Source organism: Mycolicibacterium confluentis, assembly GCF_010729895.1.
GTDB classification, from domain to species: Bacteria; Actinomycetota; Actinomycetes; order Mycobacteriales; family Mycobacteriaceae; genus Mycobacterium; species Mycobacterium confluentis.
This window is the reverse complement of sequence record NZ_AP022612.1, coordinates 4,808,830-4,825,020: the sequence shown is the minus strand read 5'-3', so window position 1 is coordinate 4,825,020 and position 16,191 is coordinate 4,808,830. Positions and strand designations below refer to the sequence as shown.

Genomic DNA, 16,191 nt, shown 5'->3' with positions numbered 1-16,191 from the left:
CCGCTCGCGGTGATCACCGCGCTCGGCCGGAAGGTCCAGGGCGCCGTCGCGCTGGCGGTGTCGCCCTTGGCGCAGCCCGTGCAGACGGTCCTGGCCGCGGCCGTGGAGATGGCCGGTGGGCCACCGGCCCGTCGCTGCTGGCAGGGGGCGGACCGGTGTTGGATCGAGGTGCGCGGACTGAACGACCCCGGTGGCCGTCGCGTCGGGTCGGCGGTGCTGAAAGGACTCCGGGCCCAGCCGGGGGTGCGCTCAGCGCGGTTGAACTGTCCGTTGTCACGCGTTGTCGTCGAACTCGACGGCACCCGTCCCGACGTGCCCGAGCTGGCTCGGTTGCGTGAGCTGGTCGCCGCGGCTGAGTCTGCGGCGGGGAACCAGGCGGCGAGTCGGCGGCCCAACGATCTGCCGGGGGACGGAATTCTCTTGGCGCTCAAGGGCATCTCCGCAGTCGCCAGCGGTGTCGGTGTGGGTGTGGCGGTCGCTGGAAGGACGTTGATGCTGCCACGACTGCCCACCGGTGTGAGCGCCGTACTCGCCGCCGTCGACTACCAACCGAAGGTGCGGGCTCTGGTGGAGGGACGGCTCGGCACGCAGGCCGCCGACGCCGCGCTGAGCCTGGGCGTGGCCACGATCTACGCCCTGACTCAAGCTCCCGCCGCGGTCACCGTGGAATTCCTGCGGCACCTGTCGCAGCTGGCCGAGGCGGCCGCAGGCGCAAATGCCTGGCAGGCAATGGAACCCAGGTTGGCGGCGAACGCCGAGTGCCGCACCGCAACCCCCGTCGCGCCCCGGCCCTGCGCACTGCCGGATGGGCCGCTGGAGCGGCATGCCGAACGTTGCGCGCAGGCTCAAGTGGCCGCCGCGGCGGCGGTCGGTCTGCTGACGCGAGATCTCGACTCGGCTGCGATCGCGGCCGCGGTGACCGCGCCCAAGGCGGCGCGCTGTTCGCGGGAGGCGTTCGCCAGCACCTTGGGGCGTGGCCTGGCTGATCGAAACGAATTCATCCCGTTACAGGCCAACGCATTACGCATGCTTGATCGAGTCGACACGGTGGTCGTCGACCCGCGCGTGCTGGCCGGGGACGAGCTGAAGGTCGGGGAGTTTCGCGATGTGGACGAATCGAATCGCGCGGCGGTCTGGCAGTGGGCGCAGGAGCAGCTGCGCGCGGGCCGGCTGGCCGCCGGCTGGCACGAGGTGGCGCCGAAGTTCGACACCGTGACAACGAACGGCGGGGCCCGGGGACGGGTGCTGGTGCGCAACAGGCACGACCCACTGGCCCGCCCGGTGCTTGCCGAGATGCGCCGGGCCGGAGTGCACGCGGTGTCTGTGGACTTAGACCAACTCGGCGAGCTGCGTTCGTCGTTCGACGATCTGCACCCCGGTGGCGACGGTATCGATGCGGCATTGGCGCGGGCGGTCGACACGCTGCAGCGCGAAGGTCGCACGGTGGCGGTGCTCTCGGCCGCTGCACCTCGTGCACTCCTGGCCGCGGACTTCGCGGTCGGCGTGCTCGGCCAGGGCCCTGTCATTCCGTGGCACGCCGACGTCCTGGCCACCGACCTGATGGCGGTGTGGCGCCTCTTGCATGCCCTGCCCGCCGCACGGCGGGCAAGCGAGCGCGGGGTGGAACTCGCCATCGGCGGCACGCTGTTGGGCGCGCTGCTGATGGTCCCGGGCGTGCGCGGGCGGGGCCCGGGGCCGGTGTCCGCGGGCGCCGTGATGGGCCTGGTGAGTGGACTTTGGCTGGCCCGCGGTGTGCTCCGGGATCCTGAACCCGAGCCGGAGTCGGTCGAGGATTGGCATGCGATGAGCGCCGAGCAGGTGCTCGAGCGCCTTGGTGACGGTCGGGCTGCGGCGGCTGTGCAGCGCTCGGCGAAGAGCGTCGGCGGGCGGGGACGAGGTGCTGTCATGCCGCAACGTGTGACCGAGTTCGTCACGGCACTGCGGGCCGAACTCGGCGATCCACTGACTCCCGTGCTCGCGGTGGGCTCGGTCGCCAGCGCCATGCTCGGCTCACCGGTCGACGCCGTATTGGTCGGCTCGGTGCTGACCGGCAACGCCCTGCTGGCCGCGACTCAACAGGTTCGGGCGGAGCGGCTGCTGCGTCGGCTGCTCGCCGTGCAGGATCCCACCGCCCGCAGGGTCGTCGGTGGCCCCGACCATGTCGATTACCAGAACGTGCCGGCCACCGCGCTGCGACCCGGCGACATCATCGAGGTGTGGCCGGGGGAGGTCGTTCCGGCCGACGCGCGGATCATCGAGGCGCTCGACGCCGAGGCCGATGAAGCTGCGCTCACCGGGGAATCCCTGCCGGTGCCCAAACAGGCCGCGGCCACGCCCGGCGCGGTGCTTGCCGAACGGCACTGCATGCTGCACGCCACGACGACGCTGGTCGCCGGACGAGTCGTTGCGGTGGTGACCGAGGCGGGTGGCGCGACGCAGGCGCGGCGCGCCACCGACGTCGGGCGCGGTGCCGGGCCCACGGTCGGCCTACAGACCCAGCTGCGGGAACTGACCAACCGCGCCCTGCCCTACAGCATGGCCGGTGGCGCACTGGTCAGCGGGCTGGGTCTGCTGCACCGGCTGCCCCTGCGCAGTGCGGTGACCAGCGGTGTCGCGGTTGCGGTGGCGGCGGTGCCGGAGGGGCTTCCGCTGGTGGCCACCCTGGCTCAGCAGGCTTCGGCGCGGCGGCTGACCACTGCTGGAGCGCTGGTCCGCAGCCCACGATCGGTCGAGGCATTGGGCCGCGTGGACGTCGTGTGCTTCGACAAGACCGGCACCCTGAGCGAGAACCGACTGCGCGTGTCGCGGGTGAGCACGGTAGGCGGAGCGGCCTCCGAGCAGGACGTACTGGACTGCGCCGCGCGTGCCACGCCGCCCAAGAACGGCGCTCATCATGAACACGCGACCGACTCCGCCATCGCTGAGGCGGCAGCGGGTCGTCCGGCCGCCGCAGAGATCGGCAGTCACCTGCCGTTCCGATCCGGCCGGAAATTCTCGGCGGCGATGATCGGCGACGAGCTGGCGATCAAAGGGGCGCCCGAGGTGGTCTTGGCCGCATGCCGGGAGCTGGACCCCGCGGTCGGGCGGGCAGTCGAGAAGATGGCGCGCGACGGTCTGCGGGTGCTGGCGGTCGCCCGTCGCACGTTGACCCCGGCGCAGGCCGAACGGGGCCGAGCCGACGCCGACCAACTCGCCGCGCTGTGCGGCAGCCGGTTGCGGTTCGTCGGCCTGCTGGGATTGTCCGACACCCCGCGACCTGACGCCGCTGAGGTGTTGAAGACGTTGCAGCAGAGGAAGATCGGGGTGCGTCTGATCACCGGAGACCATCCTGTCACCGCAAAGGCGATCGCTGCGGAGTTGGGCCTGCCCGTCTCTTCCGACCAGGTCATCAGCGGTGAGGAATGGGCGGCGATGTCACGTCGCAGCCAGGAGCGTGCCGTGCGGGAACTCCGTGTGTTCGCCCGGATGACACCGGAGCACAAGGTGCAGGTCGTGCAGACCCTGGAACGCGCCGGCCGGGTCTGCGCCATGGTCGGTGACGGGGCCAACGACGCCGCCGCAATCCGGGCGGCCACCGTGGGGATCGGGGTGGCCGCACGCGGCAGCGACCCCGCGCGCAGCTCGGCCGACGTGCTGCTGCTCGACGGGCGCATCGGCTCGCTGATCGACGCCCTGGATGAGGGTCAGCAGTTGTGGCACCGGGTTCAGGCCGCGGTGTCGGTGCTGCTGGGTGGCAACGCGGGCGAGGTGGCGTTCTCCATCGTCGGCAGCGCACTCACCGGCCGATCACCGCTCAACACTCGGCAACTGTTGTTGGTGAACATGATGACCGATGCGCTGCCGGCCGCCGCGCTGGCGGTCAGCCCCACCAGGGCTGGGTCCTCGGCTGCCCTGCACGGTCCCCGCGAAGCGCAGCTGTGGCGAACCGTGGCGATCCGTGGTGCCGCGACCGCGGGTGCGGCCACCGGCGCCTGGCTGGTCTCGGGATTTCCGGTGGCACCGCGCCGGGCGTCCACCGTGGCGTTGGTGGCGTTGGTGTCCACTCAGCTTGCTCAGACCCTGATCGATTCGCACAGCCCCCTGGTGGTGGCCACCGCGGCCGGGTCCCTGCTGACGTTGGGAGCCGTGATCAGCACGCCCGGGATCAGCCAACTGCTGGGATGCACACCGCTGGACCCACTGGGGTGGGCGCAGGCGCTCACCGCGGCGGGACTGGCCACCGGTGTTGCCGCGGCCGCTCCCAGGCTCCTGACGAGATTCAACCCGCCGCCCCCGACCGAGTCAGCTCAGTCGTCGATGTCGAGCAGTCCCCAGCGCCACAGCACCGCGTACAACTCCCGCAGCGGAACAACCAGGGCGCGGGTGACGGCGTCGGTCAATGGATCGGCGGCCGCGCCTGAACCTAGTGCTTTCACGCCACTCACGTTGCGGACTCGACGCGTCGAATCGTCGACGTCGACATGACGGGAAGGTGACCAATGGCCGAAAACTCGACACAGGTCAAGGGGCATCGCGACGCGGTGCACGTCGTGCGTAACGCGCGTGGGTTCACCGCGACGCTGCCGGTGCTCGGCCGAGTGCAGGTGCCGCCGCCCGAGCAGCTGGCCTACTACGGCGCGCTCGGCATTCTGGCAGCGCTTGAGATCATCGACTGGCCGGTCGCGCTGCTTGTCGGCGCCGGGCACCTGCTGATGCAGAACGAGCACAGCAGGATGGTGGAGGAGGTCGGGGAGGCGCTTGAGAGCGCGTGATTTCGGCGCGCTTTCCGGCGCTGGGCGCCTTCTACCGCGCCGAAATCACCCGCGGAGGGCGGTGCGCAGGCGCGCGAGGTCCTCGTCGCTGACCGATGTCGAGCGCACATACCCCTCGACCGAACCGAAGTCGGTCTCGATCGTGCGCAGGGCGGCCTCCAGGTACTCCGCGCGGACACCGAGCACGTCGTCGGAGAGTCGGGCCTCGGTGAATTCGCGTGCTTCGTCGGGGATCTGGCCGTCGAAGCGTTGGGCGATGCGCTCCATGATCAGCTCACGAAGGCGCGGTGCGCTGGCATTGCTGGCCAGATAGTCGGCCATCACGGTGTCGCGGTCGATGCCCGCGGCCTCGAGGATCACCGCGACGGAGAAGCCCGTGCGGTCCTTGCCCGCGAAGCAGTGCGTCAGCACCGACGATCCGCCGGCGAGCAGCGTGACCATGCGGTTCACGGCCCGCGCGGCGCCGGGCGCCTTCGCGAAGCGCGTGTACTCCTCGGTCATGTAGCGCTGCGCGGCGTCGAACATCGACTCCTCGTCGGGCTTCTCGGTCATCAGCCGCTGGAAGGCGTTCTCGTGCGGGGCATCCCCGTCGACCGACACGACGACCTCGACGAACGGCAGCAGGTGCACGACGATCCCGTCAGGAACCAGGTCGGCGCCGTGCTTCTCGACTTCGATCGCGGTGCGCAGGTCAGCGACGTCGGTGACGCCGAGCGTGCGCAACTGCTGCACGCCCGTGTCGTCGAGCTGGCTCAGCTCACCAGCGCGGAAGAGACGTCCGGGAGCGATGGCCTGCGAGGTCGACGTGGAGACATCGCGGAAGTTCCAGCCCCCGGACAGTTCTGCCGTCACTTGGGGGTGACCGCCGCGGCCAGCGGGCTCTTCTCGGCACCGAGTTCGTGGCGCGCGATGGTGCGCAGGTGCACCTCGTCTGGGCCGTCGAAGATCCGCATGGCGCGCTGCCAGCCGTACATCTTGGCCAGGACCGTGTCGTCGGAGACGCCCGCGGCGCCATGGGTCTGGATGGCGCGGTCGATCACGTTGCAGGCCATCTGCGGAGCGACGGCCTTGATCTGCGACACCAGGCCGTGCGCGGCCTTGTTGCCGTGCTGGTCGATGACCCAGGCGGCCTTGTGGCACAGCATGCGGGCCTGGTCGATCTCGTTGCGGGACAACGCGATCGCGTGCTGCACCATGCCCTGCTCGGCCAGCGGCTTGCCGAAGGCGATGCGGTTCTGCACGCGGTCGACCATCAGCGCCAGTGCGCGCTCGGCCACACCGATGGCGCGCATGCAGTGGTGGATGCGGCCCGGGCCCAGACGGGCCTGGGCGATCGCGAAGCCCATGCCCTCCTCGGCCAGCAGGTTGGTGGCCGGGACGCGGACGTTGTCATAGACGATCTCGGCGTGGCCGTGCTGGTCCTGCCAACCGAACACCGACGTCGAGCGCAGGATGTTGACACCGGGGGTGTCGGAGGGGACCAGGATCATCGACTGCTGCTGATGGCTGGCGGCCTCGGGGTTGGTGCGGCCCATCACGATCAGCAGCTTGCAGCGCGGATCGTTGGCGCCCGAGGTCCACCACTTGCGACCGTTGATGACGTAATGGTCGCCGTCGCGGACGATCTCGGTCTGGATGTTGCGGGCGTCGCTGGACGCCACGGCGGGTTCGGTCATCGAGAACGCCGAGCGGATCTCACCGGCCAGCAGCGGTTCGAGCCACTGCTTGCGCTGTTCCTCGGTGGCGAACAGGTGCAGGGTCTCCATGTTGCCGGTGTCGGGTGCGGCGCAGTTGATGGCCTCGGGGGCGATCTCGGTGCTCCACCCAGAGATCTCGGCCAGCGGCGCGTACTCGAGGTTGGTCAGCCCGGACACCGAGGGCAGGAACAGGTTCCACAGGCCCTGGGACTTGGCGATCTTCTTGAGTTCCTCGACGACGGGCGGGACCGTGAAGTCCTTGCGGCCCTTCTCCTCGCGGTACTCGTCGTAGGACTTCTCGGCGGGCAGGACGTGCTCAACCATGAACTCGGTGAGCCGCTTGTGGTAGTCCTGACCCTTCGCCGACATCGCGAAATCCATCCGAATGGCCTCTCGTTCCGAGATGCTCCCAACCGATTGGTTGGTCGCTGCGCGCTCCACGATATTGCAGCGCCGAAATGGCTTGACGGGGGGCCGACCTTCGGCGGAGCATTCGGCCCCGTGGGCATCAAGATCGTCGTGGGTGTGCTGGCCGTTGTCGCCGCCGGTCTGCTGGTCAACGCCGTCGCTGTGGATCGGGACAGTCATGTGGCCGAACCCTTCGGTGGCGGCCGGGTGCTGCCACTCGACGGGCCTGACCTCAATGTCCGGGAGTACGGGCGGGCAGACAGCGACACGGCGATCGTGCTGCTGCACGGCTACTCGGCCTCGGTCCAGTGGTGGGACCAGGTCGCTCCGGCCCTGGCGGCTGACGGTCGCCGGGTCGTCGCCATCGACCTGGTCGGTCACGGGGGATCCGAAGCGCCCCGCGACGAGGACGCCTACGGGGCGGCCGGCCAGTCGGGTGCGGTCCGCGGGGCGCTGCACGCCCTGGGAATCCGGCAGGCGGTGCTGGTGGGCCATTCGATGGGCGGCGCGGTGGCCGTCGCGGTCGCGGAGGACGAGCCCGAACTGGTGGAGCGGATCGTCGTCTCAGACACCCCCGCCGGGGTCGACCAGGGTGCGCTGCCGCTGCTCAAGGAGATGGTCTGCTGGCCCGTCGTGGGTCCAGCGCTCGATCGGTTCCGCGCCATCGACGCGTTCGACACCAGCTCACTGCAGACCGGATTCGCCGACGACTATCCCGTACCCGACTTCGCCTACCGGTCACTGCAGCGGCTGACCCACACCGGGGTGTGCGACTCCAACGTGGTCCAGGATCTCGACGGGCAGCAGGACATCGCCGATCGCCTGGCCGCGCTGGAACAGCCCGCGCTGGTGATCTGGGGTGAGCGCGACGTGCTGACGCCGACCGCCGCGAACGTCGAGCGCTACACCGCGGTGGGCCTGGCGCCGGTGCTGATCGACGGGTCGGGGCACACCCCGATGGTCGAGAAGCCCGATGAGTTCCTCGCCGCGATCAGCGATTTCGTGCGCGACTGACCTACAGCGCGGCCAGGATCGCGTCGACCCGGTCTTTGGCGTCGCCGAAGAGCATCTGGGTGTTGTCCCGGAAGAACAGCGGGTTCTGCACGCCGGCGTAACCGGAAGCCATGGAACGCTTGAACACGATGACGTTGTCGGCGTCCCACACCGTGAGCACCGGCATGCCGGCGATGGGGCTGCTGGGATCCTCGGAGGCGGCCGGGTTCACGGTGTCGTTGGCGCCGATCACCAGGACGACGGAGGTGCCGTCGAAGTCGTCGTTGATCTCGTCCATCTCGAGCACGATGTCGTAGGGCACCTTGGCCTCGGCCAGGAGCACGTTCATGTGCCCGGGCAGGCGTCCGGCGACCGGGTGGATGCCGAAGCGGACGTCGATGCCGCGGTCGCGCAGCTTGCGGGTCAGGTCGGCGACGCCGTACTGAGCCTGGGCGACGGCCATGCCGTAGCCCGGGGTGATGATCACCGAGCTCGCGGACGTGAGCATGTCAGCGGCGGCCTCGGCGTTGATCTCGCGGTGCTCGCCGTAGTCCTTGTCTTCGCTGGGGCCTGCTTCGATGCCGAAGCCGCCTGCGATCACCGAGATGAACGATCGGTTCATGGCTTTGCACATGATGTAGGACAGGTAGGCACCCGAGGAGCCGACCAGTGCGCCGGTGATGATCAGCAGGTCGTTGCCGAGCAGGAAGCCCGAGGCGGCCGCGGCCCAGCCGGAGTAGCTGTTGAGCATCGACACGACGACGGGCATGTCGCCGCCACCGATGGAGGCGACCAGGTGCCAGCCCAGCAGCAGCGCCAACACGGTCACCGCGACGAGAAGCCACAGCGACGGGTCGATGACGAACCACACCGTCAGCGCCAGGAATGCCACCAGCGCGCCGACATTGAGGATGTTCTTGCCGGGCAGCATCATCGGCGCGGACTTGATGCGCGCCGAGAGCTTGAGGTTGGCCACGATCGAACCCGTGAAGGTCACGGCGCCGATGAACACGCCGATGACGACTTCGGCCGAGTGGATGCCGAGCATGCCCTGCTCGCTCAGAAGCGCGGCCTCGGCCCCGCCGGCGTCACCTTCGACGTGCAGGTAGCCGTTCCAGCCGACGAGGACCGCGGCCAGGCCGACGAACGAGTGCAGCAGCGCGATGAGTTCGGGCATGCCGGTCATCTCGACGACCTTGGCCCGCCACAACCCGATCGCGGCACCGACGGCCATCGCGCCGATCAGCAGTGCCAGGCCGAGCGGCTCGATCTGGTGGTTGATGGCCAGCGCGATGGTGGCGACCAGCGCGACCGCCATGCCTGTGATGCCGAAGGTGTTTCCCGCCCGCGACGTCTCGTGCTTGGACAGGCCGGCCAGCGCGAGGATGAACAGCAGGGCCGCAACGACGTAGGCCGCGGTGGCGGCGGTTTCCAGAGTGAACATGAATCCGTTCCGAAAAGTGTGGGTGGATGCAGGCGTCTAGCTGCGGGAGAACATGGCCAACATGCGGCGCGTGACCGCGAAACCGCCGAAGATGTTGATGCTGGCGAGCAGGATCGCCACGAAGGCCAGAGCGGTGATCGGGACGTTGCCGTGCCCGATCTGCAGCAGCGCGCCGACCACGATGATTCCGGAGATGGCGTTGGTCACCGACATCAGCGGGGTGTGCAGCGCATGGTGGACGTTGCCGATCACGTAGTAGCCGATCACGATCGCGAGCGCGAACACCGTCAGGTGCACCTGCAGCGCGGTGGGCGACAGCGCGATCAGCGCGAACAGCACGGCGGCGACCCCGAAGGTCAGCCCGAGGCGGCGTCCGGTCGAGATGGGCTCTTTGGCCGGCTTCTGCGCCACCGGTGCGGCAGCGGCCGCGGCCGCGGGCGCGGCCGAGACCTGTACCGGCGGCGGCGGCCAGGTGATCTCGCCGTCGCGGACCACGGTCACCGACCGCTGCACGACGTCGTCGAAATCTAGGAGGAGAGTCCCATCTTTCTCCGGGGTCAGCAGCTTGAGCAGGTTCACCAGGTTGGTGCCGTACAGCTGGGAGGCCTGCGCGGGCAGTCGGCCGGCCAGGTCGGTGTAGCCGATGATGGTCACGCCGTTGTCGGTGACGACGGCCTGGTCCTTGACGGTGCCCTCGACGTTTCCGCCGTTGGCCGCGGCCATGTCGACGATCACGCTGCCGGCCTTCATCGACGCCACCATCTCGGCGGTGATGATGCGCGGTGCGGGCTTACCGGGGATCAGCGCCGTGGTGATGATGATGTCGACGTCGCCGGCCTGCTCGGCGTAGAGCTTCGCCTCGCGGGCCTTGTAGTCGTCGCCCATCTCTTTGGCGTAGCCCGTGGCCGACACCTCGGCCGCCGCTGGGTCCACCGCCAGGTACTCCCCACCCAGGGACTTGACCTGGTCGGCGACCTCTGGACGCGGATCCGTGGCGCGCACGATCGCCCCCAGGCTGCCCGCGGCGCCGATGGCGGCCAGACCGGCGACGCCAGCGCCGACTACGAGCACCTTCGCCGGCGGCACCTTGCCCGCGGCGGTCACCTGACCGGTGAAGAACCGACCGAAGGTGTGCGCGGCCTCGACGACGGCGCGGTAGCCGGCGATGTTGGCCATCGAGGACAGCACGTCGAGTGACTGTGCGCGCGAGATGCGCGGGACAGCGTCCATGGCCAGCGCGGTGATCGGGCGGGTGGCCAACTGCTCGACAAGCTCGGGCTTGAGGGCCGGGGAGAGCAGGCTGATCAGCGTTGCGCCGTCGCGCAGGGCCGCGATCTCACCGTTGTCGGGGGCGTTGACCTTGAGCACCACGTCGGAGGCCAGGGCCTGTTCGGCGGTGCCGATCTCAGCCCCTGCCTCGCTGTAGGCACCGTCGGAGAAACTCGCGGCGGTTCCCGCGCCGGATTCCACCAGCACGGAATAGCCGAGCTTGATCAGCTGCGCGACCGTCGCGGGCGTGGCTGCGACACGCGTCTCCCCAGGCAGGGACTCGCGTGGTATCCCGATGATCATCGTTTGTCAGATCCGATCTCGTTGGCTCAGGGCGGGGTCAAAGATGCAAGTGTAGGAGCAGGCCACAAGCAGTAACCCCCGGTACCAGTCTGTATCGGTGCAGTACACCGCGCCCCGGACGCAGAGGTGAGGGTCCTCCGATTGGGGGACAACGCATTCCCCCGGACGTTCCACCAACCGCCCGATGAGCATGCGCGCGGATCGCGCGATTATCGACGCCATGACTTCAGTGACGGTGCCAACCGCCCCCTCCCCGTCGTTGCGCCGCATCTCGATGGCGAGCTACGTCGGGTCGGCCATCGAGTTCTACGACTTCTTCATCTACGGGACCGCCGCGGCGTTGGTGTTCCCGACGGTGTTCTTCCCGGAACTGGGTCATGTGATGGCCATGACGGCCTCACTGGGTGCATTCGCCGCGGCGTTCCTGGCGCGCCCCGTGGGCGCGGCGGTGTTCGGCCACTTCGGCGACCGCATCGGCCGCAAGCAGACGCTGGTGGTGACGCTGCTGCTGATGGGTGTCGCCACCGTCGGCGTGGGCCTGATCCCGAGCACCGCGTCGATCGGTGTCGCCGCACCGCTGCTGCTGATCACGCTGCGGCTGATCCAGGGCTTCGCCGTCGGCGGCGAATGGGCCGGTTCGGTGCTGCTCAGCGCGGAGAACGCGCCGGCGCACCGGCGCGGCTTCTTCGGCATGTTCACCCAACTTGGACTGGGCACCGCGGTGGTGATGGCGAACCTGGTGTTCCTGCTCGTGCACTTCGGTTTCGGCGAGGGCAGCGAGGCCTTCCTGCAGTGGGGCTGGCGTATTCCGTTCTTACTGTCGGCGGTACTGATCGTGACGGCGCTCTACATCCGACTGCGCGTCGAGGAGTCGCCGGTATCCGACGAGACGCCCGCCGACCCGGCAACCCCGATCATCGCCCTGGTGCGACGGCAGGGCCGCCAGGTGCTGCTGGCCGCCGGTGTCGCGGTGTGTGCGCCGATGCTGGTGTTCCAGGCCACTACGTTCTTCACGCACTACGCGACCGATCATCTGCACTTCTCGACGAACTTCGTGCTGCTGACGGGCGTGCTCGGCGGGTTGTGTGAGGTGCTGTTGGTGGTGGCCTCGGCGATGCTCAGTGACATCTACGGACGCAAGCGCATCCTCGCGATCGGGTTCGCCATCGCGGTGCCCTGGTCATTCGCGCTCTTCCCGTTGGTGGAGACGGGCAGCCAGGCGGTGTTCGGCGTGGCAATCGTGGCCACCTACGCGCTGATCGGCGTGTGCATGGGACCCATGGCCGCGTTCCTTCCGGAGATCTTCGCGCCGCAGTACCGCTACTCCGGGTCCGCGCTGTGCCACACCTTCGGCGCGGTGATCGGTGGCGCGCTGCCCCCGGTGGTCTCACCGATGCTGTTGAACGCCTACGGCGGATGGTCGCTCGCGGTGATGATGGGCGCGCTCGCGACGGTCAGTCTCGTCAGCGTGCTCGCGCTGCCGGAGACCGCGGGGCGCTGACGGGGGCGGTGCGCGGCACCCGGCCGAGTTCGCGGAGCCAGCCCTTGCGAGCGGCCTTGTGCCACCTCAACGACGCCGGCATGGTGCGCCAGCCCGACCTGATGGCGGTGCGCACCGCGCGGTAGCTCGACTCGTCGGCCCGCCGCCACCGAATGCCGAACCGCTCGCGAACAAGGGGTGGGAGACCGCCGAAGATCACCAGACGCATCGGCGGGGCGAGCGCGACACGCACCGGCAGGCTGGGCAGCAGGCGGTCCGTGAGCGGCTTCATCATTGGGTGCGTCGGGTAGTCCGGTGACATGCTCATGTCGGGAATGGCTGGGCGCCCGATGAATTCGATGAGGTAGTCCGATGCCGGATTGGGCTGCAGCACTTCGCCGCAGTAGCGCTCGTACTCACGGTTGAACTCGGTCAAGGTGGGCGGCAGCACCGACTCGGTCATCCCGTAGCGCCGATACCACTCGCAGCCCTCCAGATAGAGCTGTTCCCGCTCGGCGTTGGTGAGCCTGTGGGTGTCCCAGTGTTCAGCCAGGCGGTGCACCATCATCTGGAAGGTCGCGTGCGCCCACCAGTAGGTCTCGGGCGTCAGCGCGTGGTAACGCTGGCCGGAGGGCAGGACGCCCTTGATGTCGCGGTGGAAGTCGCGGACCCTCGCTCCGGTGTCGTATGCGGTCGGCCCCTCGTACACCGTCCCCAGAATCCCTGGTAGAGAACGGAACACCCGGTCGACGGGATCGTCGAAGAAGTTCGAGTGATCGATCAGACCCTGGCCGATCGCGGGGTGCATGGTCTGCATCAGCCCGGCCGTCCCGCCCTCGAAGGCGATGCGCATGTCGCCGGCCCAGCGCCACAGCAGGGACGCCGGCCCCAAGTCGATTCGGCGTGACTTCATGTCACTGCCGGAGCTGCCGTGGGTGGGCATGACACCCATGGTGGCACGAATCAGCGCTGTGGGTCGCCGGGATCGTGGAGCCATCCGCACGGGCAGCGCCTGCCGTCAAGGCGAGGGGGCGTTTAGATTCACGATGAGTCGGAATATTGCCGCTGGTGTCGGAGGCGCGGTACCTCTTTGCGGTGAAGAACACGTCGGGGCACTGCTGTTGTCGCTGAAGGCTGGTCACTCGTCCTCTCCTGCCCTCAGTCCCGAAGGAACCCCACGTGTCCGTCTTCGTAGACATCACGCCTCCTGACGCCGCCGACACCCCTGCGGTCGCGGCCGCCCGGAAGAATCCCTGGAAGGGTCGGCTGACCCGGGCCGCGCTGCCCGTGCTGTCGGTGCTGGTCTTCCTTGCCGCCTGGCAGATCGCCGCGGCCACCGGAGTGTGGAACCAGACCTTCGTGCCGTACCCGGCCACGGTGTGGCGCGCCTTCCTGGAGATCTCGAGCACGCACGACGGGGTCCGCGGCTACGCCGGCTACCTGCTGTGGGAACACCTCTACATGACGCTGCGACGCGTGTTCGCCGGTGTCCTCATCGGCGTCACGGTCGGTGTGCTGCTGGGTCTGGTGATGGGTTCGGTCAGTTGGGTGCGCAGCGTGCTGGAGCCCTGGCTGACGTTTCTGCGCGCGCTGCCGCCGCTGGCGTACTTCTTCCTGCTGGTGATCTGGCTGGGCATCGACGAGGCGCCCAAGATCACGCTGCTGGCGCTGGCCGCGCTGCCGCCCGCCGCGGTCGCGACCACGGCCGCAGTCGTCGCGGCGCCGGTCGGCCTGCAGGAGGCCGCCCGCGCGCTGGGCGCCAGTCGCGCAGAGGTGATCCGCGACGTCGTGGTGCCCTCGGCGCTGCCCGAGACCTTCACCGGCATTCGCCTGGCCGTCGGCATGGCGTACTCGTCGGTGGTCGCGGCCGAACTGTTCAACGGCATCCCCGGCGTGGGCGGCCTGGTCAAAGACGCCAGCAACTACAACAACACCCCCGTCGTCCTGGTCGGAATCTTCGCCATCGGATTCTCCGGCCTGGTGATCGACGGTCTGCTTCGCGCCCTCGAACGGCGCGCTGTTCCCTGGAGAGGAAAGATATGAAGATCAAATCCCTGGTTGCCGCGATTGCGGCGAGTTCGCTTGCTGTGGTCGGCCTTTCGGCCTGCTCGGTCGACAAGTCGGAACACAGCGCCGACAAGCCCACCCTGCGCATCGGCTACCAGGCGCTGATCAGTGGTGACCTGATCGTCAAGAACAACAAGTGGCTCGAAGAGGCCCTGCCGGACTACAACATCAAGTGGACCAAGTTCGACTCCGGCGCCGACGTCAACACCGCGTTCATCGCCAACGAACTGGACTTCGGCACGCTGGGTTCCAGCCCGGTCGCCCGCGGTCTGTCTGAGCCGCTGAACATTCCGTACAAGGTCGCGTTCATCCTGGGCGTCGCCGGCGAGAACGAGGCCCTTGTGGCCCGTGACGGCTCCGGCATCGACACCGTCGCCGACCTCAAGGGCAAGCGCATCGCCACGCCGTTCGCGTCCACCGCGCACTACAGCCTGCTGGCCGCGCTGGACCAGGAGGGGTTGTCCGCCAAGGACGTTCAGTTGATCGACCTGCAGCCGCAGGCCATCCTGGCGGGCTGGGAGCGCGGTGACATCGATGCGGCCTACTCCTGGCTGCCCACGCTGGACGAGCTGCGCAAGACCGGCAAGGACCTGATCTCCAGCCGCCAGCTCGCCGAGGCAGGCAAGCCCACGCTGGACCTGGCGACGGTCTCCGACGAGTTCGCGTCCGCGCATCCCGAGGTGGTCGACGTCTGGCGCCAGCAGGAGGCCCGGGCGCTCAACGTGATTCACGACGAGCCCGAGGTCGCGGCCAAGGCCATCGCCGCCGAGATCGGCCTGACGCCTGAGGACGTCGCGGGTCAGATCAAGCAGACCGTGTTCCTGACGCCGGCCGAGGTGGTCTCGGAGGAGTGGCTGGGCACCGAGGGCAAGCCGGGCAACCTCGCAACGAACCTGCAGAGCGCCTCGCAGTTCCTCGCCGACCAGAAGCAGATCCCGTCGGCCGCACCACTGGAGGTCTTCCAGGAGGCGATCTACACCAAGGGGCTGCCGGGTGCCATCACCCAGTGACGCCGACGGTGCTCTGCGCATCAACAGTGTCGAGCACCGCTACGGCGATGTGACGGCGCTGGGTCCCGTCGACCTCGACGTCGAGCCGGGCGCGTTCCTCGTACTCGTGGGCGCGTCCGGCTGCGGCAAGAGCACGCTGCTGCGGCTGATCGCCGGCTTCGAGTCGCCCACGCAGGGACAGGTCGAGGTGTCCGGGCGCACGCCCACGCCGGGCGTCACCGCGGGTGTGGTGTTCCAGCAGCCGCGCCTGTTCCCGTGGCGATCGGTCGGCGGGAACGTCGATCTGGCGCTGAAGTACGCGAAGGTGCCACGGGACCGACGCGCGCAGCGTCGCGCAGAACTGCTTGAGCGGGTCGGCCTCGAGGGCACTGCGGACCGCAAGATCTGGGAGATCAGCGGCGGTCAGCAGCAGCGTGTCGCGATCGCGCGGGCGCTGGCGGCCGAGACGCCGTTGTTCCTGCTGGATGAACCGTTCGCGGCGCTGGATGCGCTGACTCGGGAACGTCTGCAGGAGGATGTCCGGCAGGTCAGCGCGGAGTCGGGACGCACCACGGTGTTCGTCACCCACAGCGCCGACGAGGCCGCCTTCCTGGGCTCGCGCATCGTGGTGCTGACGCGGCGGCCCGGCAAGGTGGCCCTGGACCTGCCCGTCGACCTGCCGCGCACCGGCGTGGACCCCGACGAGCTGCGGCGCTCACCCGAGTACACGAAGCTTCGGGTCGAGGTGGGCAAGGCCGTCAAGGCCGCCGCGGCATAGCGCGCTTCTCCC

The 16,191-nt window shown here is 69.0% G+C and carries 12 protein-coding genes and 1 pseudogene; 7 read left to right on the top strand and 6 right to left on the bottom strand.

What is annotated here, in order from left to right; genetic code table 11:
- Positions 1 to 9 precede the first annotated feature (9 nt).
- Positions 10 to 4,332: pseudogene (locus G6N34_RS28395) on the top strand (HAD-IC family P-type ATPase); the annotation flags it as partial.
- On the opposite strand, the gene G6N34_RS28340 reads toward G6N34_RS28395, so the two are convergent.
- Positions 4,287 to 4,511 (bottom strand): Rv1535 domain-containing protein, encoded by a 225-nt coding sequence (locus G6N34_RS28340; protein ID WP_237671823.1) that lies wholly within the window; start codon positions 4,509 to 4,511, stop codon positions 4,287 to 4,289. The pseudogene G6N34_RS28395 and the gene G6N34_RS28340 overlap by 46 nt on opposite strands.
- On the opposite strand from G6N34_RS28340, the gene G6N34_RS22750 reads away from it, so the two are divergent.
- On the top strand, positions 4,479 to 4,751 hold the full coding sequence (locus G6N34_RS22750) for a hypothetical protein (protein ID WP_085151353.1): 273 nt from the start codon (positions 4,479 to 4,481) through the stop codon (positions 4,749 to 4,751). The two genes, G6N34_RS28340 and G6N34_RS22750, sit on opposite strands and share 33 nt — an antisense overlap.
- A 45-nt stretch (positions 4,752 to 4,796) precedes the next feature.
- Here the strand turns inward: G6N34_RS22750 and G6N34_RS22745 are convergent, their stop codons facing one another.
- Together G6N34_RS22745 and G6N34_RS22740 are read right to left on the bottom strand one after the other, a co-directional pair.
- The gene (locus G6N34_RS22745; protein ID WP_085151352.1) at positions 4,797 to 5,603 is read right to left on the bottom strand and encodes a tyrosine-protein phosphatase; all 807 of its coding nucleotides are present in this window, start codon (positions 5,601 to 5,603) and stop codon (positions 4,797 to 4,799) included.
- Positions 5,600 to 6,817 carry an acyl-CoA dehydrogenase family protein gene (locus G6N34_RS22740; RefSeq protein WP_085151443.1) on the bottom strand — a complete coding sequence of 406 codons (1,218 nt, stop codon included), beginning with the start codon at positions 6,815 to 6,817 and terminating at the stop codon, positions 5,600 to 5,602. Before G6N34_RS22740 ends, G6N34_RS22745 begins: the two co-directional genes overlap by 4 nt.
- A 132-nt stretch (positions 6,818 to 6,949) precedes the next feature.
- Here G6N34_RS22740 and G6N34_RS22735 point away from each other — a divergent pair, with 132 nt between their 5' ends.
- Positions 6,950 to 7,870 (top strand): alpha/beta fold hydrolase, encoded by a 921-nt coding sequence (locus tag G6N34_RS22735; RefSeq protein WP_085151351.1) that lies wholly within the window; start codon positions 6,950 to 6,952, stop codon positions 7,868 to 7,870.
- Between the two features lies 1 nt (position 7,871).
- On the opposite strand, the gene pntB is transcribed toward G6N34_RS22735, so the two are convergent.
- Together pntB and G6N34_RS22725 are read right to left on the bottom strand one after the other, a co-directional pair.
- Positions 7,872 to 9,293, bottom strand: a complete 1,422-nt coding sequence (gene pntB / locus G6N34_RS22730) for a Re/Si-specific NAD(P)(+) transhydrogenase subunit beta (RefSeq protein ID WP_163645475.1) — start codon at positions 9,291 to 9,293, stop codon at positions 7,872 to 7,874.
- A 36-nt stretch (positions 9,294 to 9,329) separates the two neighbouring features.
- Positions 9,330 to 10,865, bottom strand: coding sequence for a Re/Si-specific NAD(P)(+) transhydrogenase subunit alpha (locus G6N34_RS22725; protein WP_163645474.1), 1,536 nt, complete (start codon positions 10,863 to 10,865; stop codon positions 9,330 to 9,332).
- Between the two features lie 220 nt (positions 10,866 to 11,085).
- Between G6N34_RS22725 and G6N34_RS22720 the strand changes: the two genes are divergently transcribed.
- Entirely contained in the window at positions 11,086 to 12,366 is a 1,281-nt protein-coding gene (locus G6N34_RS22720) for an MFS transporter (protein WP_085157273.1), read from the top strand.
- Here the strand turns inward: G6N34_RS22720 and G6N34_RS22715 are convergent.
- On the bottom strand, positions 12,329 to 13,288 hold the full coding sequence (locus G6N34_RS22715) for an oxygenase MpaB family protein (protein WP_407663242.1): 960 nt from the start codon (positions 13,286 to 13,288) through the stop codon (positions 12,329 to 12,331). The two genes, G6N34_RS22720 and G6N34_RS22715, sit on opposite strands and share 38 nt — an antisense overlap.
- 236 nt (positions 13,289 to 13,524) lie before the next feature.
- On the opposite strand from G6N34_RS22715, the gene G6N34_RS22710 reads away from it, so the two are divergent.
- Genes G6N34_RS22710 through G6N34_RS22700 form a run of 3 tightly spaced genes read left to right on the top strand, consistent with a single transcriptional unit; the run spans position 13,525 to position 16,179 of the window.
- Positions 13,525 to 14,388: an ABC transporter permease gene (locus G6N34_RS22710; RefSeq protein WP_085157270.1), complete on the top strand. Its 864-nt coding sequence runs from the start codon at positions 13,525 to 13,527 to the stop codon at positions 14,386 to 14,388.
- The gene (locus G6N34_RS22705; RefSeq protein WP_085157267.1) at positions 14,385 to 15,422 is read left to right on the top strand and encodes a taurine ABC transporter substrate-binding protein; all 1,038 of its coding nucleotides are present in this window, start codon (positions 14,385 to 14,387) and stop codon (positions 15,420 to 15,422) included. Before G6N34_RS22710 ends, G6N34_RS22705 begins: the two co-directional genes overlap by 4 nt.
- Entirely contained in the window at positions 15,406 to 16,179 is a 774-nt protein-coding gene (locus tag G6N34_RS22700; RefSeq protein WP_085157264.1) for an ABC transporter ATP-binding protein, read from the top strand. Before G6N34_RS22705 ends, G6N34_RS22700 begins: the two co-directional genes overlap by 17 nt.
- Positions 16,180 to 16,191 lie beyond the last annotated feature (12 nt).